Genomic DNA, 21,859 nt, shown 5'->3' on the forward strand with positions numbered 1-21,859 from the left:
CAGGACGATGCCATGTGATCGTCTTTCGCACCAGGTCTGCCCGCCCATGGTCCGGTACATGAACATGTGCTCCCACCACGGGTGAACGACCGTTGAACGGAGCTCGTATCGCCCCTGGTGGGTGGCAGGGTGATCGTCATGGACGGTCGGGAACTGGTGCGTTCGATCAAGGTCTTCGGTTCGGTGCGGGGGTTGCGGACGGTACGGGCGGCGTGGCGGCGGAGGCGGACGGACGCGCGGGGGCTGCCGCCGCGCGGGGCGGAGCGGGCGCGGGTGCCGGGGCCCGCGACGGGGGCGGAGGCGCTGCCGGGCGGGGGGATCGTCCGGTTCGCGCGCTCCTCGCTGCGGATCACGGTGTCGGTGGGCGGCGCGGTGTTCTGGGGGTGGGACGGGGCCGGGCCGCTGCCGTCGTACGCGCTGGCCGGCGAGGCGCCGGAGCCGGACCCGCGGGCCTCTCTCGAACCGGACACGGACGGCGGGTGGCGGATCGTCGCGGAGCGGGTGACGGTGGCGGTCTCCCGGCACGGGGCGGTGGAGGTGCGGACGCCGGGCGGGCTGATGCTGCGGCGGGATCTGCCGCCCCGGTGGTGGGAGCCGGTCGAGGGGGCCGGGGGCGGGACCGGGGCCGGGACCGGGGCTGGGGCTGGGGCTGGGACCGGGGCTGGGGCTGGGGCCGAAGGTGGGGCCGGGGCCGGTGAGGCTCGTTGGGTGCAGCGGAGCGAGGTGCCGGCGGACGCGCGGTTCTTCGGTCTCGGCGGGCGGGCCGCGGGGCCGCGGCTGCGGGACGGCTCGTACCGGCTGTGGAACACCGATCCCAAGGGCGGCTTCGTCCCGGGGGACGATCCGCTGTACCTGACGATGCCGGTGCAGTTCGTCGTCTCGGACGCGGGGACGCACCTCGCGTTCCACGACAACGCGTGGGACGGGCGGGTCACGCTCGCCGAGGGCGAGGAGGGCGACGGCTCCGGGCACGACCGGCCGGGCACCAGCGAGGTCCGGATGGGTGGTGGGCCGCTGCGCTGCTGGGTGCTGGTCGGCACCCCCGCGCGCGTGCTGCACGGCTGGGCCGCGCTCACGGGCGCGCCCGCGCTGCCGCCCGCCTGGGCGCTCGGTCCGCAGCACGCCCGGTGGGGCTTCGGCAGCGCGCGGGAGGTGCGGCGGGTCGTCGCCGGGTACCGCGAGCGGGGTCTGCCGCTGTCCGCCCTGCACCTGGACATCGACCACTACGACGGGCACCGCGTGTTCACCGTGGACCGGGAGCGGTTCCCGGACCTGCCGGGGCTCGCGGAGGAGCTGCGGGAGCAGGGGGTGCGGCTCGTGTCGATCGTGGATCCGGCGGTCAAGGCGGAGCCGGGCAACGCGGTGTACGACGCGGGGCGGGAGGTCGGCGCGTCCGGGGCGTTCGTCAGGGACGGGCGGGGGCGGGAGGTCGTCGGCGAGGTGTGGCCGGGGCCGTGCGTGTATCCGGATTTCACCGATCCGGCGGTACGGGAGTGGTGGGGCGGCCTCTACGAGGAGCGGCTCCGGCAGGGTTTCGCCGGGGTGTGGCACGACATGAACGAGCCGGTGTCCTTCGCTCCCTTCGGCGACACGACGCTGCCGCGCTCGGCGCGTCACGCGCTGGACGGGCGGGGCGGCGACCACCGGGAGGCGCACAACGTGTACGGGCTGACCATGGCCCGCGCCGGGTACGAGGGGCTGCGCGGGCTGCGGCCGGACGAGCGGCCGTTCCTCTTCTCGCGTTCGGGCTGGGCGGGGATGCAGCGGTACGGGGGCACGTGGTCCGGCGACGTGTCGACCGGGTGGCCGGGGCTGCGGGCCTCGCTCGCGCTGGTCCTGGGGCTCGGGCTGTGCGGTGTGCCGTACTCGGGGCCCGACGTGGGCGGCTTCGACGGCTTCCCCTCGCCCGAGCTGTACCTCCGCTGGTACCAGCTGGGGGCGTGGCTGCCGCTCTTCCGCACGCACGCGGCCATCGACGCGGGGCGGCGCGAGCCGTGGGAGTTCGGGCCCGAGATCCTGGAGCACGCGCGCGTGGCGCTCGCCGAACGGGAGCGGCTGCGGCCGTACTTCGAGACGCTGGCGCGGCTCGCCCGGATGACGGGCGCGCCGTACGTCCGGCCGGTGTGGTGGGGGACGCCGGAGGACCGGGCGCTGCGGGACTGCGAGGACGCGTTCCTGCTGGGCGACGCGCTGCTCGTGGCGCCGGTGCTCACGCGGGGCGCGGACCGGCGGGCGGTACGGCTGCCGCGGGGGCGCTGGTACGACACGGCGACGGGTGAGGCGTACGAGGGGCCCGGTCAGGTCCTGCTCGACGCGCCGCTGTCGCGGGTGCCGGTCCTCGCGCGCGCGGGCGCGGTGTTTCCGGTGCGCGGCGAGGACGGCGGGCTGGTCCTGGAGGTGTGGGCGCCTCCGGCCGGACGGACGGGCGGTGGGCTCGTCGTGCGGGACACCGGGGACGGCTGGGAACCGGCCGAGATCGAGCGGTACCAGTCGCGGCTGGTGGACGGCCGGGTGGTGGTGCGGCGGGTGACGGACGAGGGGGTCGGGGAGGTGGAGACGGCGGTGCGGGTGCGGGGGGTGTGAGGGGCGGAGGTGGCGTGAGGTGTGAGGGGCGGGAGGGGTAAGGGGCAGGACCGGGCTGCGGCGTGTTTCCGGGACCCGTCAGGCGTAGTGGCCCGCGAACCACTTGCGTACCGCTGCGGTGTGGAGCGGGAAGGCCAGGTCCTGGGGCGCGTGGATCACGTGGTGGCCCTCGGTCTCGTCCGTCGGGAGCGACGGGGGGAGGTCGGCGGCCGGCCGGGGCGGGAGGAGGCCGAAGACGAGGAGGTGGCCCGCCGGGGAGCTCATCGCGTCGGCGAGGCGGATGGTGTCGGCGTCCGCCTCGATCCCGGTCTCCTCGCGCAGTTCGCGGACCACGGCCGCGCGCCAGTCCTCGGCGTCGTCGATGAAGCCGCCGGGGAGCGCGTTCTCGCCTCGTCGCGGAGCGATCCCCCGGGTGATCACGAGGAGGCCGGTGGCTCCCTCGGTGTCGGTGACCGGGAGAAGGGCGATGGCGACGGGGAGCGGGTTGCGGTAGGCGGTGTGGCCGCAGGCGGGGCAGGTGCGGGGCCAGCCGGCCTCGGGGGCGTGGGGCGCTCCGCAGGCCGAACAGTGGGAATCGGGGATCGAGTTCACGCGGCCGACCGTATGCCATCGGCCTTTCCCCGCGCTGCCGGAACTGGTAGACGGTGCCCATGACAGGACTTGCTTCCGCTTTCCGCGCGTTCGCCGTCGCCGCGCTCCTGCTGGGCGCCGCTCCCCCGGTCTCCGCCGTGCCGGAGCCGAAGGCTCCCCCCGAGTTCGTGGCGCTGAGCTCGGTGGACCGGACCGTCCTCCAGGAGATGCGGTACGCCACCCCGCACACCTTCGTGGGCGAGCCGGTCGACGGCTACCGGCAGCCCCTCTGCCTCCTGACCCGGCCGGCGGCCGAGGCCCTGCACCGCGCGCAGACGCGTCTCCTGGCGCGGGGCTACACGCTCAAGGTGTACGACTGCTACCGGCCGCAGCGGGCCGTCGACCACTTCGTGCGGTGGGCGAAGGACCTGGCGGACGAGCGGATGAAGGAGGAGTTCTATCCGCTCGTCGACAAGTCGAGGCTGTTCACGGACGGGTACATCGCGGAGAAGTCGGGACACAGCCGGGGGTCGACCCTCGACGTGACGATCGTGCGACTTCCGGCGGCGCCCACGCGCGCGTACGTGCCGGGCGAGGAGCTCGTGGAGTGCTACGCCCCCCAGGAGGAGCGCTTTCCGGACAACTCCGTGGACATGGGGACCGGGTACGACTGCTTCGACACGCTCTCGCACACCGACGACCCGCGGATCCAGGGCGTGCAGCGGGCGAACCGGCAGCTCCTGAAGGGCGCGCTCGCCGAGCAGGGCTTCGTGAACCTGCCGGAGGAGTGGTGGCACTTCACGTTCAAGCCGGAGCCGTTCCCCGGCACGTTCTTCGACTTCCCGGTGGAGCGGAGGGCCGTGGCCGGGCATTGACGGCTCGCCTGCCGGGCCTTCTCACCGGCGGCCGCCCGTGCCACACTTCTGACGCTTCGTCAGATAGGGACGTGACCTGATCGGCTCGGGAGGCTTCGTGGCACGGACACGCAGACCGGTGGTGGCCCGGTGGTTCACCGACGACTCGGTGCCGGAGGCGGAGTTCCGGCTGCTCGGGACCCGGTGCACGGCGTGCGCCTCGGTCTTCTTCCCGCGCGAGGACGACGGGTGCCGCAACCCCGGGTGCCCGGGTGGCGGCGAGCTGGCCGAGGTCCCGCTGTCGCCGCGCGGCCGGATCTGGTCGTACACCGACGGCCGCTACCGCCCGCCGGCCCCGTACGTCTCCGACCCGGACGCGCCCTGGGAGCCGTACACCCTCGTCGCGGTGGAGCTCGCGGCCGAGGCGATGGTGGTGCTCGGGCAGGCGGCGCCCGGGGTGCGCCCGGCGGACCTCGCCGTCGGCATGGAGGTCGAGGTCGTGCCGGGCGTGCTGAACGAGGACGAGTCGCACACCTGGACCACCTGGAACTGGCGGCCCGTCGCGCCGGCCGTCGCGCCGAGCACGGAGCGGGAGGAGCGGTCGTGAACGACATCGCCGTCCTCGGGGCAGGGATGCACCCGTGGGGCAAGTGGGGCCGGAGTTTCGTCAGTTACGGGGCTGCCGCCGCCCGCGCCGCGCTCGCCGACGCCGGGATCGACTGGAAGGACGTCGGCTCGATCGTCGGCGCGAACACCATGCGGTGCGGCTACCCGGGGTACGTGGCGGGGGCCACCTTCGCGAAGGCGCTCGGCTGGCAGGGCGCGCGGATCACCAGTGTGTACGCGGCCTGTGCCTCGGGCGCGCAGGCCATCGCGACCGCCCGGTCGCAGATCCTGGCGGGCCTCGCGGACGTGGTCCTGGTCGTCGGCGCGGACTCGACGCCGAAGGGTTTCTTCGCCCCGGCGGGCGGGGAGCGGCCGGACGACCCGGACTGGCTGCGGTTCCGGGTGCTCGGCGCGACCAATCCCGCGTACTTCGCGCTCTACGCCCGGCGCAGGATGGCGCTGTACGGGGACACGGTCGAGGACTTCGCCCAGGTGAAGGTGAAGAACGCGGCGGCCGGGGCGCTCAACCCGCTCGCCCGCTACCGCGCGCGCGTGTCCGCCGACGAGGTCGCCGGGTCGGCCGTCGTCGCCGACCCGCTGCGGCTCCTCGACATCTGCGCGACCTCGGACGGGGGCGCGGCACTCGTCCTGTCCAGCATGGAGTTCGCCCGGCGGCACGGGCAGGCTGATCCGGTGCGGGTGCGGGCCGTCTCGACGGTCTCCCCCAGCTACCCGAGGACGGTGCTCGACCTGCCCGACATCGCGACGGACTCGGCGCTCGCGGGCTCCGGCGGGGCGGACGGCTTCCGGTCGGCGATCGCGCGTGCCGCGTACGAGGAGGCCGGGATCGGCCCCGAGGACCTGTCCCTCGCGGAGGTGTACGACCTGTCCACCGCGCTGGAGCTGGAGTGGTACGAGGACATCGGCCTCTGCGGGGCCGGTGAGGGCGCCAAGCTGCTGCGGGAGGGCGTCACGGCGCTCGGCGGGCGGCTGCCGGTGAACACCAGCGGCGGGCTCGCTTCCTTCGGCGAGGCGGTGCCGGCGCAGGCCATCGCCCAGGTCTGCGAGCTGACCTGGCAGTTGCGGGGCACGGCGGGCGACCGGCAGGTGCCGGGGGCTCGGGCCGGGATCACCGCGAACCAGGGGCTGTTCGGGCACGGGTCCGCGGTGGTGGCGGTGCGGTGAGCACGGCTCGGTGAGCGAGGTGCCGTGAGCGAGGAGGCCCCGCGGGGGCCTCCTCGCGTCGCTCAGCCCGTGACCGTCGCGTGGGCGCGGTCCGCCAGGGCCAGGGCGTGTTCGACGACCGCCACGAGGACGTTCTTCACGGACTCGCGGTCCCGGGCGTCGCACATCAGGAGCTCGACCTCCGGGTCGAGGTCGAGCGCCCCGCGCACGTTCTCGGCGGAGAACCGCCGCGCGCCCTCGAAGCAGTTGACCGCAACCGTGAACGGGATGCCCCGCCGCTCGAAGTAGTCGATGGCCGCGAAGCTGTCCTCCAGGCGGCGGGTGTCCGCCAGGACGATCGCGCCCAGCGCGCCCTGCGCGAGCTCGTCCCAGAGGAACCAGAAGCGGTCCTGGCCGGGGGTCCCGAACAGGTACAGGACGAGGTCCTCGCGCAGCGTGATCCGGCCGAAGTCCATGGCGACCGTGGTGGTCGTCTTGGTCTCGACCCCGTGGAGGTCGTCGACGGGCCGTCCCGCCTCGCTGAGGATCTCCTCGGTGCGCAGGGGCCTGATCTCGCTGACCGCACCCACCAGCGTCGTCTTGCCGACCCCGAACCCGCCCGCGACGAGAATCTTCAGGGTTACCGGCTCGACGAGCGGCTTCGTACGGCTAGAGCGCCCGAAGGCCATTGATCACCTCGCGAAGGATGCTCACGTCCGGCAGCTCGGCCGGCGGAACGGGGCGGGTCACATGGACGAGTTCGTCCTCGACGAGATCGCCGACCAGGACCCGGACCACCCCGACGGGGAGGTCGAGTCCTGCGGCGAGCTCGGCGATCGACTGGGGCTGCTCGGAGCAGCGTTCGACGATCTCCACGTGTTCCGGGGAGAGCGTCTGGTCGCGGCCGGGGTCGTCGGCGGCCGGTTCGGGAACCACCAGCGCGATCAGGTCCAGCTGGTGGCGGCCGGCCGCGCTGGTCCGGCCGCGGGTCATCGCGTACGGACGGACCACCGGCCCCGCGTCGGCGTCGAACCAGTGGTGGCCGGGGGACGGGGCCTGATGCGCCTGGTTCGGCTCGGCTGCGTCAGTCATGGCGTCCCGCTCACGCTCCGGAGGGCAGGCCGGTCCGCGGGGCCGTGGCGAGGTGGGCGCCGACCCGCTTCACCATCAGGGTCATCTCGTAGGCGACCTGGCCGACGTCGGAGTCGGCGTCGGCCAGGACGGCCAGGCAGCTGCCGTCGCCGGCGGCCGTCACGAAGAGGAAGGCCTCCTCCAGCTCGACGACGGTCTGGCGGACCTTTCCGGCCTCGAAGTGGCGGCCGACGCCCTTGGCGAGACTGTGGAAGCCGGAGGCGACGGCGGCCAGGTGCTCGCCGTCCTCACGGGTCAGGTCGCGCGAGGCACCGGTGGGCAGGCCGTCGCTGGAGAGCACCAGCGCCTTGCGGATGGACCCGACCCGCTGGACGAGCTCGTCGAGGAGCCAGTTCAGCTCGCCGTTCCCGTGCCCGTGTCCGTAGCCGGAAGTGCTGTTGGTTGCTGCGGCGTTCGGTGCGGTCATCGACCGTCCCCCTCGGGTGTCGTTCCTTGTGCTGTCGTGTCGTCGGTGTGCCGTCGGCCGCGCTGCCAGCCGCGCTGCATGGCGGCCATGCGCGCGCGTACCTCGTCGGCGTCGCGCTCGAAGGAGTCGGGGCCGTCGGCGCCCGCGGCCGTACGGTCGGCGGCGCCCGTGCCGCGGCCTCGGTCGTCGCGGGCCTCGGTCTCGCGCAGCTGGGGGGCGAGGCTGGCCTGCCGGACGCGGCGCGGCAGGCCGCCGAAGTCGTCGGCTCCCTGCGGGGGTACGGGGAGGAGGGTCGGCGCGGAGGGCTGCTCAGGAGCCGGCGCAGACGCCTGCGTCCGCGGCGCCTCGGGGCGCTCGACCGCCGTCGAGTGGGAACCCGGCATCGGGTGGGAACCCGGCGCGGGGTGGGCACGGCCGGGCTCGTCGACGCGGCGGCCGTGGTCCACGACGAGCGTCGGGGTGGTCCGGCGGGGCAGCGGTACGGGGGCGGGCGCGACGCCGTCGCCGTGCTCCTCCTCGCCGCGGCCCGCCGTCTGGTCGGGGGCCTGCTGGTGCTGCTCGCGGGGCCGCCGGTACGGCTCGTACGGCTCGTCGGCCGCGGTCAGGCCCGAGCGGCGGCGGTCGCGGGGGCGGAAGAGGCCGCCGCGCTCGCTCTCGGTGTCGAGGAGGTCGCCGGTCCGGTCGAAGAGCACGTCGAAGGAGTCGCCGCCGATCGGGCCCTCCAGCTCGACTGGGCCGTCGAGCGGGCCGTCCAGGGCGGCGGGCGGCTCGGTCACGTCCGGGACGCGGGCGAGCGCCGGGCGGCGGGTGGGCAGCCGGCTGGGGCCGAGGAGGTCCTCGTCGAGGCCGTCGGCCACGCCGGGGCGGTCCGCCGTCGCGTCGGCGCCGGAGCGCTCCACGTTCTTGCGGTCCAGGCGGAAGCCCGCGCCCTGGGTCTCGGGGGCGTCGGTGAGCAGCGCGGCCGGGATGAAGACGACCGCGGTGGTCCCTCCGTACGGGGAGGGCTGGAGCGAGACGCGGACGTTCTGGCGCTGGGCGAGCCGGCTGACGACGAAGAGGCCGAGGCGGTCGGTGTCCGAGAGCTCGAACTCGGGAGTCTCGGCGAGCCGGAGGTTGGCGTCGAGGAGCGCGTCGGGATTCATGCCGAGGCCGCGGTCGTGGATCTCCAGCGTGAAGCCGTTGGCGACGCGCTCGCCGAGGACCTGCACGGCGGTGTGCGGGGGCGAGAACACCGTGGCGTTCTCCAGGAGTTCCGCGATGAGGTGGGTGAGGTCGGCGACGGCCGGGCCTCCCACGCCGAGGCGGGGCAGGCGGCGGACCTCGATCCGCTCGTAGTCCTCGACCTCGGCGACGGCGGCGCGGACGACGTCCATGAGCTGGACGGGCTTGCGCCACTGCCGGGAGGGCGCCGCGCCGGAGAGGATGACGAGACCCTCGGCGTGGCGGCGCATGCGGGTGGTGAGGTGGTCGAGGCGGAAGAGGTCCGCGAGTTCGTCGGTGTCCTCCGTGCGGCGCTCCATGGTGTCGAGGAGCGTGAGCTGGCGGTGGAGCAGGACCTGGTTGCGGCGGGCGAGGTTGACGAAGACGTCGGAGACGCCGCGGCGCAGTTCGGACTGCTTGACGGCGGCCTCGACGGCGGCGCGCTGGAGGGTGTTGAGGGCCTGGCCGACCTGGCCGACCTCGTCCTCGCCGTACCGCAGGTGGGGCACCTCGGTGCCGACGTCGACCGTCTCGCCGGCGGCGAGGCGGCGCATGACGCTGGGCAGGCGGACGCCGGAGACCTCCTGGGCCTCCTTCTGGAGGCGGCGCAGGTCGTGGACGAGGGAGCGGCCGATGCGGACGGAGATGACGATCGAGGCGAGGAGGGCGAGGAAGCCGAGGACTCCGGCGACGCCGACCTTGAGGAGCACGCTGTACGCGGCGGGCTGGACGCGGTCCTGGTAGCGGTCGCCGGCGTCGGTGTTGGCGCGGGCGAGGTCGTCGAGGACGGGGCTCGCCTCGTCCTGCCAGTACGCGGCGGTGGCGGCGCGCGGGTTCTTGGTGGGGCCCTCTTCGATGATCGCGTTCTCGGCGGCGCGCAGGGGCGCGGTCTCGGGGCTGTTCCAGTACTGCTCGAAGCGCTCGCGCTCGGCAGCGGGCAGGAGTTCGAGGTTGACCTCGTAGAACTGCTCGCGGTTGGCGACGAGATCGGAGATCTCGCGGATCTCCTTGGCGCCGATCTGCCCGGCGACGAGCGCGGAGAGGACGAGGGCGTCCTCGCGGGAGAGCAGTTCACGCGCGCGCGTGATGCCGACGAGGGCGCGGCCCTGCTTGTCCATCTCCACGTTCTCCAGGGCGTGGAGGGTGATGAGGAAGCTGTAGCAGGGGTCGACGAGCCGGTTGTAGAACTCGAGCGCTTCGAGGCGGTCGATGCTGCGCTTCTCGACGGAGCGGCGCAGCGAGGCGAGGTCGTCGAGGGCGTCGAGGAGGGAGGCGAGGCGCTGGCTGGTGACCGGCCGCATCTCGTCGCGTACCCCGGCGTCGGTGGCGTTCGCGCGGATGCGCGCGATCTGCCGGTCGGTGGCCCGGCGGGTGTCGCGGAGGGAGGCGAGGGCGGTGGAGCCGCGCGGGTCGGCGAGGTAGATCAGCGACTGGCGGCGTTCGAGCTGGATGACACGGGCGGTGTCCTCCAGGGGGTAGCCGATCTTCTCGATGATGTAGCCGACGTCGAGGAGTTGGTCGGCCTCACGGCCCGTCAGGACCGTGGCGAAACCCCACAGCCCGGTCAGGGAGACGAGCGGTACGAGGAGCAACGCCACGATCTTCCGGCGGATGGACTTCCCGCGAAAGCGCATGGCCTCCCCCAGCTCGGCCCCCGCGCGCCACGGGGGTCCCTCACGTTCGTGACGTCGCGCGTCAACACACGGCGTCAACCTTCGGTTTCAAACAAACGGCGGCGTGAGCCTACTACTGCATCACGGCCATCTCGAAGGTCTGTCCGGGCGATTTTCAGCCTGACGAGTGAGTGTTGATCATGAGATGTCCCGGTATTCGGGGAGTTGGGATCAGCCACTGTGGCGTAGGACACCCGGGAGTGCGTCATTTCCCCGGCCACTCTCCGGCCTGCGGAGATGGCTGGAATTATTCGTTCCGTTCCGGTGTGGACGAAACCTTTTCTCGCTCTTGTGCGTCAATCAGTACGGGGCTGGTTCTGCTCGCGTAACGGGGATCGTGGTGGGCAGCCACTCAGAAGGCGTTCAGTGGTGGGGAGTGACCAGGCGATGGAACACGAGTCGCGGCCGGCACGGCAGTTGTGGGTGGACGACGAGAAGGGCCGGCAGCGGATGCCCGATCCGGTGCGGACCGCCGCCGTGCGCGCGGTGATCCTCACCTCGGTGACGATCGTGCAGGGGGTGGTGGCCTTCTTCTGCACGGTCACCGGGTCCTGGCTGGCGTTTCCGGTGACGGTGACGGCGGTGGCGTCCACGGTCGTCGCCACGTGGAGCGTCCTCGACGTCTGGATCACCCGTCAGGTGTGGCGCCAGCGCAACGGGGTGGTCTCGCAGCCGAGCAGCACGGCGCGCTGACGACGGTACGCACGGAGAGCGGCCCGGTCCTCGGGGGACCGGGCCGCTCTGCGTGTCGTCAGGAGGTGACCGCCGTCGGGTCGTCCGAGGCGTGACGGCGGAACATCCGGGTCGCCGTGATCTCGCCGTGGACCGACTCGCCCTCCCCCGCGGTCTGCGGCAGACCCGGCCGCAGGTGCTCCTCCACGCTGATGTACTTGAGACCGGCCCGCAGGTCGGCGTCGTTGCGCAGCCGGATCACGAGCGGGAACTCGGCGAGCGCCGTCGTGTCGAACAGACCGGTCGTGTACAGCAGCTGGACGCCGAGCGCGTCCGACACGGCCCGCTGGAGTTCGAGCAGGTACGTGGCGTTGGCCCGGCCGATCGGGTTGTCCAGGAACAGCGTGCCCGCGTGGCGGTGCTTGTCGCGGCCCCGGTCGTTCGAGCGGAGCGCCGCCATCGTGCAGTACAGCGCGATGGCCGCCGTCAGCAGCTGACCGCCGGAGAACACGTCGCCCATCTGCCCGACGGGCACGCGCTCGGCGCGCAGCACCGCGTCCGGCTTCAGGATCTCGACGGAGACGCCCTTGGGTTCGAGCGCCGCCTGGACGCCCCGCAGCAGCAGGGACATGCCGTCCCGGCGCAGGTCCGAGTTCTTCTTGACCGCGGCGCGGGTCGCCTCGTCGACGACCTCGCCGAGCCGCTCCGCCAGGGTCGCCTGGTCGGGCTCCTCGAAGCGGATCCGCAGGAACTCCTGGCCCGACCACTCGCCGAGCCCCTCGGGCAGCCGGGAGAGGCGCTGCGCCGAGCGCAGGGTCGCGAGGGAGGACTCGACGAGCCCCCGGAGCCGGTCCACGATCGAGTCGCGGTTGCGCTCCAGCTGCGCCAGCTCGTCCGTGAGCACCCGCAGGCGGGGCGCGAAGGCCTCGGCCCACTTGGCGGCGTGCTCGGGCAGCGCGGCGGCGGGCAGCTCGCGGATCTGCTGGCGGGCGGGGGTGCGGACCTGCTCGTACCGGGTGGAGTTGGCGTGCCGGACGAGGATGTCGCTCGCCTCGCGGACGGCGGCGTCGGCGGCGGACAGCTCGGCGGTGCAGGCGCGCAGCGAGCGGCGTGCCTCACCGGCGGCCGTACGGGCCTCCTCCAGGCTCCCCCGGTAGGTCTCGGTCTCCTCCTGCTCCTCGTCGGCGTGGTCGCGGAGCAGGTCGCGCAGGAGCGCGGCGGTCTCGTCGAAGCCGCCCGCCGCGTCCTCGGCGGCGCGGTGGTCCCTGAGCAGTCCGGCGTGGGCGGCGCGGGCCGACTCCAGGGCGTCGCTGCGGGCGGCGAGCTCGCCGGTGGCGGTACGGAGCAGGGCCTGGGCCTGCTCGGCGTCGGCCGGCACCAGCTCCTCGGGCAGCTCGGTGTGCTCCTCGCCGTCCTCGGGGGCCAGGCGCTCGGCCTCGCCGCGCAGGCGGCCGAGCTTCTCGCTCGCCTCCGTCGCGCGCGACTCCAGCATCTGCACCAGCGACTCGGCGCGGGCGGCGGCGGCCTGCCGGGACGGGCCGTCGGCCCCGTCGGTGGACTCCAGGAGCTGTTCTGCGCGGGTGCGGACCTTGTTGGTGAGGCGGTCGAGCTCGGCGAGCGCGGCGGACTCGTCGCTCTCGGCACGGGCCTGCTCGGCGCGCAGGTCGGCGCCGACGCCCACCTTCTCGTACAGCTGGGAGGCCGCACGGTAGGCCTCGCGGAGGGCCGGGAGCGCGACCCGGGGCGCGTCCGGGTCCGCCTCGGGGAGCGTGTCGGGGGCACCGGCGATCTCCGCGCGCTCGGCGCGCAGGGCGCGGGCGGTGCGGTGGGCGTCGTCGGCGGCGCGCTGGGCCGCGCGACGGTCCTCGTCGGCGGCGCGGGCCCGCTCCAGACAGGTCTGGGCGCGGGCCTCGGACTCGGTGGCGTCGTCGGCGAGTTCGCGGAGCTTGGCCTGCCAGGCGGAGCGCTCGCGGAGCCGGAAGGCGAGGCCCGCGAGGGCGTCGGCGGCGCGGCGGGCGCGCTGCGCGGCCTCCTGGCGCTCGTCCCTGAGCCGGGCCGCCTCGCCGGCGACCTCGTCGGCCTCGGCGCGGACCGTCCTGGCCGCTTCCAGCGCGGCGGCGGCTTCCTCGGCGGCCTCGCGGGCGGTCGTGGCGGCCGAGGCGAGCTCGGCGAGCATGCCGGGCGGGCAGTCGGCGCGCCAGGCGCCGATCCGGGAGGCGAGCGAGCGGTCTCCGGCGAGGCGGGCGGCGAGGGTACGGATCTCCTCGTCGCGCGCGGCGGCGCGGGCGCGCAGGGCGTGCCGTTCCTCGTCGGCGGCCTGCTCGTCGTGCATGGCCGGGTTCGGCGGGACGAGGAAGACGTCCGTGTCGGCGGCGCCGTCGTCGGACGGGTCGCGTCCCGGTACGGGGGCGAGGAGCGCGGCGGCGGTGCCGACGGCGACGGTGGAGCGGGGCAGCAGGGCGGCCGAGGCGAGGACCTCGCGGGCGCGGCCGTACGAGACGGGGTCGGTGATGACGACGCCGTCGACGAGCTCGGGGCGGGACGCGAGCACGCGCGCGTGGTCGGCGGGGTCCACGGACTGGGCGAGGTAGCGCCAGCCGGGGAGGGCGGGGATGCCCTGCTCGCCGAGGTACTCGACGGTGGCGAGGACGTCGGGGCCGGGCGGCAGCAGGCCGCCGTCGCCGAGGGCGCCGAGGATGCGGGAGTCGTCGGCGGCGGCGGTGCGCAGCTCGAAGAGGTGGCGCTCGGCGGAGGAGACGGCCTGGTCGAGCATGCCGCGCAGTTCGTCGGCGTACCGGTCGAACTCGGTGACGGTCAGCGGGCCCTGGGGGCCGTCGCCGGTCCCGGGGGCGTCCGTGCCGTCCGCGGAGTCGCCGTCCGCCTCCGCCCGCCGGGCGTCCTCGGCGGGAAGGCTCAGGAGCTCGGCGAGCCGTTCCTCGGAGGCGAGGGACTCGGCGGCGCGGCGCTCCGCGTCGTACGCGTGCCCGGCGGCCTCGGCGGCGTCCGCCGCACGGGCGGCGGCGAGCTCGGCGCGGGAGTCGGCGGCGGCGGCCTCGCGGGCGCGGTCGGCGGCGGTGCGGGCGGCCTCGCGGGCGGTGTCCCAGGCCGCGACGGCGGTCTTCTCGGCGTCGCTCGCGGCGAGGGCGGCGCGGGCCGGGTCGGCGTCGGGGGCGGAGTCGTCGAGCCAGCCGGCCCGTACGGCCTCGGCGGTCTCCTGCTCGACCTCGACGAGCCGCTGGCGCAGGTGCCCGGCCTCGCTGCGGGCCCGCTGGGCCTCGGTGGCGGCGGTGGTGGCGTCGCGGTGGGCCGCCTCGCCCGCCTCCTGGAGGGCGGTCGAACGCTCCTCCTCCTCGGCGGCGTGGCGCTCGCCCTCCTCGGCGGCGGCGGCAAGGGCCCGTACGAGGTCGGCGGCGGCGGCCGCGCGGGCCGCGAGCGCCGGGGCGGCGTCCCGCTCGGCCTCGCGGATGGCGGCGGCCACGCGCGCGGAGCGGTCACCGGCGGCGCGGTGCCGGAGCACGGCCTCGGCGGCCTGCCAGGCGGAGTGCAGGGTGCGGGCGTCGGTGAGCTCGCGGCGCTGGGAGGCGGCGCCCTTCTCGGCGGCCGTCAGGGCCAGGGAGGCGTGCCGGTAGGCCAGTTCGGCGGCGATGAGGGCGCTGCGGCCGCGGGCCGTCTCGGCCTCGGCGACGGCGTGTCCGGCGGAGGTGACCTGCTGGGCGAGTTCGGCGCCCCGGCCGCGCTCCTCGGCGGCGCGGGCGGAGAGGCGGCGGGCGAGGCCGCGCGTGCGGCGCTCGGCGGCGGTGTGGACCTCGCGCGCGTGGGAGCGGCTTTCGGCGGCCTCGACGATCCGGCCGAGGAGGTCGACGGAGCCCGCGGTGAAGTCGCGCTCGGCGGTCAGCTCGGCGCGGCGGCCGAGCTTGTTGCCGAAGCCGCCGACGAGGTCGGCGAGGCCGTCGGTGTCCCGGGTGTCGGTGACGGCGCGCAGGAGGAGGTCGGTGAAGTCGGAGTCCTTCTTCACCGCGAAGAGGCCGGCGGCCTCGCCCTCGTCGGCGTTCATCTCGCGCTGGTAGCGGAAGAGTTCGGGGTCGAGGCCGATGTCGCCGAGGTGCTCGTTCCAGCGGTCGTGGATCTCCTCCCAGACCACCTCCAGGTGCGGGTACGCCTTCCCGGCCTCGGTCAGGGCGTCGCGGAAGCCCTTCATGGTGCGGCGGCGGCCGGTGGCGCCGGAGGCGCCCTCGGCGGGCGGGCGGACGGAGGTCGCCTCGGCGACGGGGAGGTTGTCCAGGCTGAGGCCGGGACCGGGGCGGAAGGAGTACCAGGCCTCGGCGAACTTGCGCGGGTCGTTGGAGACCTGGCGGCCGCGCCACTCGCTGGCCTTGCCGACGACGACGAGCTCGCCCGTGAGGGTGTGCTGCCACTCCAGGGCGACGTGCCCGCAGTCGTCGGCGAGGAGGAACTTGCGGAGCACGCCGGAGCTGGCGCCGCCGAGGGTGTTGCGGTGGCCGGGCAGCATGACCGAGAAGATCAGCTTGAGGAGGACGGACTTGCCGCCGCCGTTCTCCAGGAAGAGGACGCCCGCCGGGGCGGGGCGGCGCGGCGGACCGACCGGCTCCTCCTCGAAGAACTCCGCCTGGGTGGGGGCGGGGTGGGGCACGGGCGCACCGACTCCGCGCAGGTCCAGGACGGTGTCGGCGTACCGCGCACCGGCGGGGCCGATGGAGTACAGGCGGACGCGGGACAGCTCGTACATGGCGAGGGACTCTCGTGCTCTCGTTCTCGGGAGGTTCGGGTGACGCGACGGGGCGGTCAGGCGTGGAACGGGAGGCCCGCGTCGGCGGCGAGTTCCAGGTCGTCGCCCTCGGGCGGCGGGACGAGGGTCGCCGAGCCGTCGCTGACGGGGACGACCCCGAGCTCCAGGAGCTCGGCCATGGCGGCGGAGCCCGCCATGTCGCGGACCTGGAGCTGGTAGCGGGCGGTGGTGCGGTACGAGCCGCCGCCCTCGTCGCCGGTGCGCTGGAGGAAGCCGGATTCGGTGAGGAAGGCGGCGGCCTTGCCGACGATGCCGGTGGTGGAGCCGGCGAGTCTGCGGGCGTCCTTGGTGGCGCCGGTGGCGCTGCGCCGGGCGTAGATCCGCCAGGCGGCCTCCAGGCCGGGGGCGTCGGAGGCCGGGTCGGTGTTCTCGCCCTGCTCCTCCGCGCGCTGTTCGAGGCGCAGGCAGGCCTGGCGGACGAAGGCGTCGACGCCGTTGACCGTGAGGCGGCCGATGTAGGCGTCGTCGGCGAGGTCCTCGGGCCGGGGGAAGGCCATCGCGGCGACGGCGAGGTGGGCGAGGCCGTGGAGGAAGCGGTCGGCCGAGTCGGTGGAGGCGCGGCGGGCGTAGTCGCCCATGCGGACGGCGAAGACGGAGTCCTCGCCGGCGGTGACGGCCATTCCCGCGCGCGGGGAGACCTCCAGGACGACCAGGCCGAGGCCGGTGGCGACGGCGTCGGCGAGGCGGGCGAAGGCGGGGTCCTCGCGGTAGCGCCGGAGCAGTTCGGTGTACTCGGCGTCGCGGGCCGGGAGCAGCTTGGGCTGGAGACCGAAGGAGACGAGCCGGGCCGCGTCGGCGGCGTCGGCGGGGGTGACCGCCGAGGTCGTCGCCGGGGCCGGGGCCGCCGGGGCGTGCGGGGGCTCCTGCTCGCTCCACGCGTCGGCGTGCTCGACGTGGGTTTCGCTCACGGCTGGGGCTCCTCGGTACGGCTCTCGGTCGGTGCGTCGGCGGGGGCGGGCACGCCGGCGGGGGTCGGCACGTCGGCCAGGGTCGGTGCGTCGGCGGGGGTCGGCGCCTCGGCGACGGTGGGTGCGTCGGCGGCGTGCGGTGCGTCGGCGGGCACCTCGGGGGCGCCCGGCGCGTCGGCGGCGGGGCGGGGCAGGGGCAGGGGTACGGGGGTGACGGCGGCGGGCGCGGCGGCCGGGGGCCGGCTCCGGCCCTCGCCGTCGCGACGGGAGGCACCGCCCTCCGGCCCGGGGGTGAGCCGCACGGCCCGGACCGTCGGCACGTTCCGCCGCCGGGTCGCCGCGTCGCCCCTGGCCGGCTCCCCGACGGGCACGGAACCGAGCCGGGGGCGCCGGGGCGCGGCGGCGGGCGCCTCTTCGGCGTCGCTCTCACCCGCGACGGGCGCGCCGGTGGGCGGGTCCACGACGACGTGCTGGATCCGGGGCCCGTCCGCGGACCGCGCTGTCCTCGGAGCGGGGACGGCGCCCGGTACGGCGGCGGGGGCCGGCGCGGGCGCCTCGGCCGGGGGTTCCGGGTGCGTGTCACCCGTGCAGAAGGGGGTCACGTGGCCTCCGTGCGGTCGGCGGCCATGCCTGCCGCGTCGAGCAGGGCCGTACCCACGATGAGGTCGGCGCCGCCGAATTCGGGGTCGTCGAGCGGGGTGCCGTCGTCGACGGCGAAGAGGAGGCGCTCCTCGCCCTGGCGGTAGGCCGTGCCGACCGGGGGGCTCGCCGCGTGGACGGCGAGGAGGGCGACGAGGTACGGCAGGTCGGGGTCGAGGCGGCGGGCCTCGGCGAGCAGGCCGGAGAGGCGGCGGGGAGCGTCGTGCTCCAGGTCGAGCAGGCGCATGGCGCTCGCGAGCTGCTCCTCGCTGAAGCGGGAGTCGTCCGGGGTGGCGATGAGGTCGGGCTCGGGCATCTCCGCGCCGAGGTGCTCGCGCTCGACGGGCGGCGTGAGCAGCAGGTCCACGAGGTCGCCGAGGCGGACGGACGCGGGGGTCCGCAGGCCCGTGCCCCGGGCGAAGAAGGCGTCCGTCACGCGTGTGGCGCTCTCGGCGGGGAGCGTGAGGACCGGGGCGACCAGCTGCCCGTACAGGTCGAGTCCCGTGTACGCGGTGGGGGCGGCGAAGGCCTGCCGGTCCTGCTCGGCGCGGAACAGCGGCCCGGCCTCCAGGAGGCGGGACTGGAGCTGGGTGTGGCGGCGGATGCAGTCCTTGACGATGTCGACGAGCTCGGCCGCGCGGCGCTTGTGCTCCGCCGTCTTCGGGTCGGACGCGGCCTCCGCCTCGTCGCGGGCCTTGCGGATGTTGGTGAGGATCGCGTTCTCGTGGCGGTAGCGGTCGGCCACGTGGTCGAGCGCCTCGTCGATCATGTCCGGGACGGCCTGGAGCCAGTCCACCGCGCGGACGTTGCGCCGGGTGGCCTCCAGGGTCTTGCGGAGCGACTCGGCGTACTGCACGGTCCGGTAGCGCGCCTGCTCGGCGGCGAGCTGGGCGTCGGCGAGGCGGCCCCGGCTGATGAGGACCTCCAGCTTCACCTCGGCGGCGATCTGGGCGCTGGTGACGTCGGTGTCGAGGGCTCCGACGAGGACGTTGACCGCTTCGTCGGTGGTGCGGAGGTAGACCCCGCCGCCGTATCCCGGGACCTCTTCGATGAGTTTGAAGTCGTAGTCCCTGCGGACGTACACGCCGTCGGTGCCGAAGGTGCCGTAGACCGCGCGGAAGCCTCGGTCCACGCTGCCGACGTTGATCAGGTTCTCCAGGACCCAGCGGGCCACGCGCTCGTGTTCGGCGGCGGGGCGCTCGGGGGCCTGGGCGGCGACGCGGGGCAGCAGCCGGGCGACGATCTGCTCGTGGTCGGCGCCGGTGTCGAAGTCCATGTTGAGCGTGACGAGGTCGATGGCGGAGAGCGCCACCTCGGCCATCGCGTAGATCGAGTACTCGCCGGCCAGGTTCGCCTTGCGCGCGTCCAGGTCGTGCAGCGGCGCGGTGCACGCGAGCGCGCGGAGGCGCCGCGCGAGCCCTTCGTCGGCGGCCGGGCCCTGAGCGGGTCGCGGCGCCGCGCTGAGCTGGGGCGGAGCGAGGTCCGTCGAGGCAGGCGAAGTCACGGTGGACAGATTAGGTCCTCGCACTGACAACGGTCGAAACGGCGCAGATGCGACCGGGATCACACGGGCCCGTCGCTCCGGCCCCGGCATCCCGGCCCGTTCACTCCGCGGGGTCCTCGACCGCGTCCGCGTAGGCCGCCCCGACCCGGGTGCGGGAGTCGTCGAGGTAGCGGGCGAGAAGCCGTTCGGCCGTGGCCCGTTCGCCGGCGATCAGGGCTTCCAGGATCTCGCGGTTGCGCCGGAGGTAGGGCTCGTGGAGGGCCTGGGCGTCGTCCACGACGTGGAAGGCGAGGCGGAGTTCGGCGAGGACGCTCCGCATCAGCTCGTCGGTGCGGGCGCTGCCCGCGAGGGCGACGAGTTCGCGGTGGAAGTGGATGTTGGCGGTGGAGACGCCGGTCCAGTCGCCCGCGCGGGCGGCGGCCTCGCCCTCGGCGACGGCGGCCACGAGGCCGTCGACGGCGAACGGCGGCTGCCCCAGGCCCCGTACGACCGCGCATTCGACCAGTCGCCGGGTGCGGTAGATGTCGTCCACGTCACCGACGGCGAGCACGCGGACGAACACCCCGCGGTTGAGTTCGTGGACGAGCAGCCGCTCGTGGGTGAGGAGGCGGAACGCCTCGCGCAGTGTGTTGCGGGACACACCGAGGGCGCCGCCGATGCTCTCCTCGGAGAGCCGGACGCCGGGCGCGAAGTATCCCTCGGCGATACGGCTCCGCAGGATGTCGGCGACCTTCTCCGCCGTACTCGTCCGCCCGAGCAGCGCCCGGTCGTCCGCCAGGCTCCCGGCCCCGGTCCCAGCCCCCGCCGCTGCCCCGACTCCGGCCGCGTCGTTCATGTCCCGCACGTCTGCCACGCCCACGGCCCCTCGTCGTTCGTCGTCGTCCGGGCCCGAGTCAACCGCAGATCCGAGGAAGGAACAACAGGCCCCTTGTCGGATCGTTGAACAATCCTCTACGTTGTCGACACCGCACGGTCCCTCGGTACGTCTCTCACGCACGCCCTCCCCTCCTGCGAGGTGCAGATGAGCACGGCACAGACCCGGCAACCGCTCCAGGGCGAACGGCCCGACGACACGGGCGCGTTCGCCTGGCTGCGCGCCCTCGGGCCGCGCGGCCGACGCGCCTTCGGCGGCGCTTTCGGCGGATACGCCCTGGATTCCTACGACTTCTTCACCCTGCCCCTGTCGATGGTGGCGATCGCCGCCTACTTCCAGCTCGACAAGGGCCAGACCGGCCTCCTCACCACCGTCACCCTCGTCGTCTCGGCGATCGGCGGCGCGCTCGCCGGTGTCCTCGCCGACCGCGTCGGCCGGGTGAAGGCCCTGATGATCACGGTCGTCACGTACGCGCTCTTCACCGTGCTCTGCGGCTTCGCCCCGAACTACGAGACCCTGCTGGTCTTCCGGGCGCTCCAGGGCCTCGGTTTCGGCGGCGAGTGGGCCGTCGGCGCGATCCTCGTCGCCGAGTACGCCTCCGCGAAGCACCGGGGCCGTACGCTCGGCGGCATCCAGAGCGCCTGGGCGGCCGGCTGGGCGCTCGCCGTCCTCGTCTACACGCTCGTCTTCCAGTTCGTCGACGCGGACCTCGCCTGGCGGGTCATGTTCTGGACGGGCGCGCTGCCCGCGCTGCTCGTGGTCTACGTACGGCGGAACGTGGAGGACGCCCCGCAGGCGGCCGAGGTCCGCAGGACCAGCGCGGACCGGGGGTCGTTCACGGCGGTGTTCCGGCCCGAGCTGCTGCGCACCACGCTCTTCGCGATCCTGCTCTCCACCGGCGTGCAGGGCGGCTACTACACGCTAGCGACCTGGGTCCCGACCTTCCTGAAGACCGAGCGCGGTCTCACGGTGGTCGGCACCGGCGGCTATCTGACGCTGCTGATCTCCGGGGCCTTCACCGGCTATCTGACCGGGGGTTACCTCACCGACCGGCTGGGCCGGAAGAAGAACATCGCGCTCTTCGCCGTCCTGTCGGCCGTCTCCGTCCTGGCGTACACGCGGATCCCCGAGGGCTCGAACACCCTTCTCCTGGTGCTCGGTTTCCCCCTCGGGTTCTGCATGTCGGCGATCTTCAGCGGCTTCGGCTCCTTCCTCGCCGAGCTCTACCCGACGCCGGTGCGCGGGACGGGACAGGGACTCACGTACAACACCGGCCGCGCCGTCGGCGCCGTCTTCCCGACCCTCGTCGGCTATCTCGCGGGCAGCTGGGGCGTGGGCGGGGCGCTGGTCTTCGGCGCCGTCGGGTACGGGATCGCCGTGCTCGCCCTGTTCGGACTGCCGGAGACGCGCGGAAGGGAACTCGTATGAGCCCCTCGGCCGCCGTTCTCGATCCCCGTGACGCACGCGCGCGTGCCCGGGCCGGGACGGCCGGGCCTACGGCGGGCTGGGCGCCGGGCCACACGCAGGCCAACCTGATCGCGGTCCCCGCCGACTGGGCCTACGACGTGCTGCTCTTCTGCACCCGCAACCCCCGGCCGTGCCCGGTCCTCGACGTCACCGACGCCGGCTCCTGGACGACCTCGCTGGCCCCGGACGCCGACCTGCGCACGGACATCCCGCGCTACCGCGTGTGGGAGCACGGGCGGCTGGTCGACGAGCCGCGGGACGTCACCGGGTACTGGCGGAGCGATCTGGTCTCCTTCCTCATCGGGTGCAGCTTCACCTTCGAGGGGGCGCTCGCCGAGGCGGGCGTGCCGCTGCGCCACGTCGCGCAGGGCCGGAACGTCTCGATGTACGTCACCGACCGGGAGTGCCGTCCCGCGGGACGGCTGCACGGGCCGATGGTGGTCTCGATGCGGCCGGTCCCGGGGGAGCTCGTCCCGGTGGCCCGGCGGATCAGCGGTCTCCTCCCGGCCGTCCACGGGGCGCCCGTGCACGCGGGCGATCCGGCGGCGCTCGGCATCCGCGACCTCGGGCGGCCCGACTTCGGGGACCCGGTCGAGGCCGAGCCGGGGGACGTGCCGGTGTTCTGGGCCTGCGGGGTCACCCCGCAGGCGGCGGTCATGGCCTCGCGTCCGCCGTTCGCGATCACCCACGCGCCGGGGCGGATGCTCGTCACCGACGTCCGGGACGAGCGGTACCGGATATCCGTCTGAGCGACCGCCACATCCCACCTCCACGACACAC

At 74.7% G+C, this 21,859-nt stretch carries 16 protein-coding genes and 1 pseudogene; 7 read left to right on the forward strand and 10 right to left on the reverse strand.

The genetic code is table 11. The features are described 5' to 3' along the window. Window positions 1–138 precede the first annotated feature (138 nt). Complete coding sequence (locus ACFC0Z_RS25045) at window positions 139–2,583, forward strand: glycoside hydrolase family 31 protein (protein WP_376442013.1); 2,445 nt, start codon at window positions 139–141, stop codon at window positions 2,581–2,583. 78 nt (window positions 2,584–2,661) lie between these two features. On the opposite strand, the gene ACFC0Z_RS25050 is transcribed toward ACFC0Z_RS25045, so the two are convergent. Continuing rightward, window positions 2,662–3,165, reverse strand: a complete 504-nt coding sequence (locus ACFC0Z_RS25050; protein ID WP_376442486.1) for an NUDIX domain-containing protein — start codon at window positions 3,163–3,165, stop codon at window positions 2,662–2,664. 68 nt (window positions 3,166–3,233) lie between these two features. Here ACFC0Z_RS25050 and ACFC0Z_RS25055 point away from each other — a divergent pair, with 68 nt between their 5' ends. The 3 genes from ACFC0Z_RS25055 (at window position 3,234) to ACFC0Z_RS25065 (ending at window position 5,798) form a co-directional block, all read left to right on the forward strand. Beyond that, window positions 3,234–4,028: a M15 family metallopeptidase gene (locus tag ACFC0Z_RS25055; RefSeq protein WP_376442015.1), complete on the forward strand. Its 795-nt coding sequence runs from the start codon at window positions 3,234–3,236 to the stop codon at window positions 4,026–4,028. A gap of 97 nt (window positions 4,029–4,125) precedes the next feature. Continuing rightward, the gene (locus ACFC0Z_RS25060; protein ID WP_376442018.1) at window positions 4,126–4,614 is read left to right on the forward strand and encodes a Zn-ribbon domain-containing OB-fold protein; all 489 of its coding nucleotides are present in this window, start codon (window positions 4,126–4,128) and stop codon (window positions 4,612–4,614) included. A 26-nt stretch (window positions 4,615–4,640) separates the two neighbouring features. Then, on the forward strand, window positions 4,641–5,798 hold the full coding sequence (locus tag ACFC0Z_RS25065; protein WP_376442489.1) for a lipid-transfer protein: 1,158 nt from the start codon (window positions 4,641–4,643) through the stop codon (window positions 5,796–5,798). Window positions 5,799–5,860: 62 nt separating this feature from the next. On the opposite strand, the gene ACFC0Z_RS25070 is transcribed toward ACFC0Z_RS25065, so the two are convergent. From ACFC0Z_RS25070 to ACFC0Z_RS25085, 4 genes are read right to left on the reverse strand one after another with little or no spacing between them, the layout of a single operon-like run. Next, window positions 5,861–6,466 carry an ATP/GTP-binding protein gene (locus ACFC0Z_RS25070; RefSeq protein ID WP_376442020.1) on the reverse strand — a complete coding sequence of 202 codons (606 nt, stop codon included), beginning with the start codon at window positions 6,464–6,466 and terminating at the stop codon, window positions 5,861–5,863. Further along, complete coding sequence (locus ACFC0Z_RS25075; RefSeq protein WP_376442023.1) at window positions 6,447–6,869, reverse strand: DUF742 domain-containing protein; 423 nt, start codon at window positions 6,867–6,869, stop codon at window positions 6,447–6,449. The genes ACFC0Z_RS25070 and ACFC0Z_RS25075 overlap by 20 nt, the downstream gene beginning before the upstream one ends. A gap of 10 nt (window positions 6,870–6,879) precedes the next feature. Then, complete coding sequence (locus ACFC0Z_RS25080) at window positions 6,880–7,335, reverse strand: roadblock/LC7 domain-containing protein (protein WP_376442026.1); 456 nt, start codon at window positions 7,333–7,335, stop codon at window positions 6,880–6,882. Next, a complete protein-coding gene (locus ACFC0Z_RS25085; protein ID WP_376442029.1) occupies window positions 7,332–10,169 on the reverse strand; it encodes a nitrate- and nitrite sensing domain-containing protein in 2,838 nt (945 codons plus the stop codon). Before ACFC0Z_RS25085 ends, ACFC0Z_RS25080 begins: the two co-directional genes overlap by 4 nt. 426 nt (window positions 10,170–10,595) lie before the next feature. Here ACFC0Z_RS25085 and ACFC0Z_RS25090 point away from each other — a divergent pair. Continuing rightward, window positions 10,596–10,898 (forward strand): annotated as a pseudogene (locus tag ACFC0Z_RS25090) (hypothetical protein); the annotation flags it as partial. Between the two features lie 61 nt (window positions 10,899–10,959). Here ACFC0Z_RS25090 and ACFC0Z_RS25095 read toward each other — a convergent pair. The 5 genes from ACFC0Z_RS25095 to ACFC0Z_RS25115 all read right to left on the reverse strand — a co-directional run bounded on the left by ACFC0Z_RS25095 (window position 10,960) and on the right by ACFC0Z_RS25115 (window position 19,573). Then, window positions 10,960–15,627 (reverse strand): hypothetical protein, encoded by a 4,668-nt coding sequence (locus tag ACFC0Z_RS25095; RefSeq protein ID WP_376442031.1) that lies wholly within the window; start codon window positions 15,625–15,627, stop codon window positions 10,960–10,962. A gap of 56 nt (window positions 15,628–15,683) precedes the next feature. Continuing rightward, entirely contained in the window at window positions 15,684–16,595 is a 912-nt protein-coding gene (locus ACFC0Z_RS25100) for a hypothetical protein (protein ID WP_376442034.1), read from the reverse strand. Further along, a complete protein-coding gene (locus tag ACFC0Z_RS25105) occupies window positions 16,592–17,197 on the reverse strand; it encodes a hypothetical protein (RefSeq protein WP_376442036.1) in 606 nt (201 codons plus the stop codon). Before ACFC0Z_RS25105 ends, ACFC0Z_RS25100 begins: the two co-directional genes overlap by 4 nt. Next, complete coding sequence (locus ACFC0Z_RS25110; protein ID WP_376442039.1) at window positions 17,194–18,738, reverse strand: hypothetical protein; 1,545 nt, start codon at window positions 18,736–18,738, stop codon at window positions 17,194–17,196. The genes ACFC0Z_RS25105 and ACFC0Z_RS25110 overlap by 4 nt, the downstream gene beginning before the upstream one ends. Before the next feature lie 100 nt (window positions 18,739–18,838). Further along, window positions 18,839–19,573, reverse strand: a complete 735-nt coding sequence (locus ACFC0Z_RS25115; protein ID WP_376442492.1) for a GntR family transcriptional regulator — start codon at window positions 19,571–19,573, stop codon at window positions 18,839–18,841. 186 nt (window positions 19,574–19,759) lie between these two features. Between ACFC0Z_RS25115 and ACFC0Z_RS25120 the strand changes: the two genes are divergently transcribed. Further along, window positions 19,760–21,040 (forward strand): MFS transporter, encoded by a 1,281-nt coding sequence (locus tag ACFC0Z_RS25120; protein WP_376442042.1) that lies wholly within the window; start codon window positions 19,760–19,762, stop codon window positions 21,038–21,040. Then, window positions 21,037–21,828, forward strand: a complete 792-nt coding sequence (locus ACFC0Z_RS25125; protein ID WP_376442045.1) for a putative hydro-lyase — start codon at window positions 21,037–21,039, stop codon at window positions 21,826–21,828. Before ACFC0Z_RS25120 ends, ACFC0Z_RS25125 begins: the two co-directional genes overlap by 4 nt. Window positions 21,829–21,859: the final 31 nt, after the last annotated feature.

This window comes from Streptomyces sp. NPDC056144, assembly GCF_042264145.1.
GTDB lineage: Bacteria > Actinomycetota > Actinomycetes > Streptomycetales > Streptomycetaceae > Streptomyces.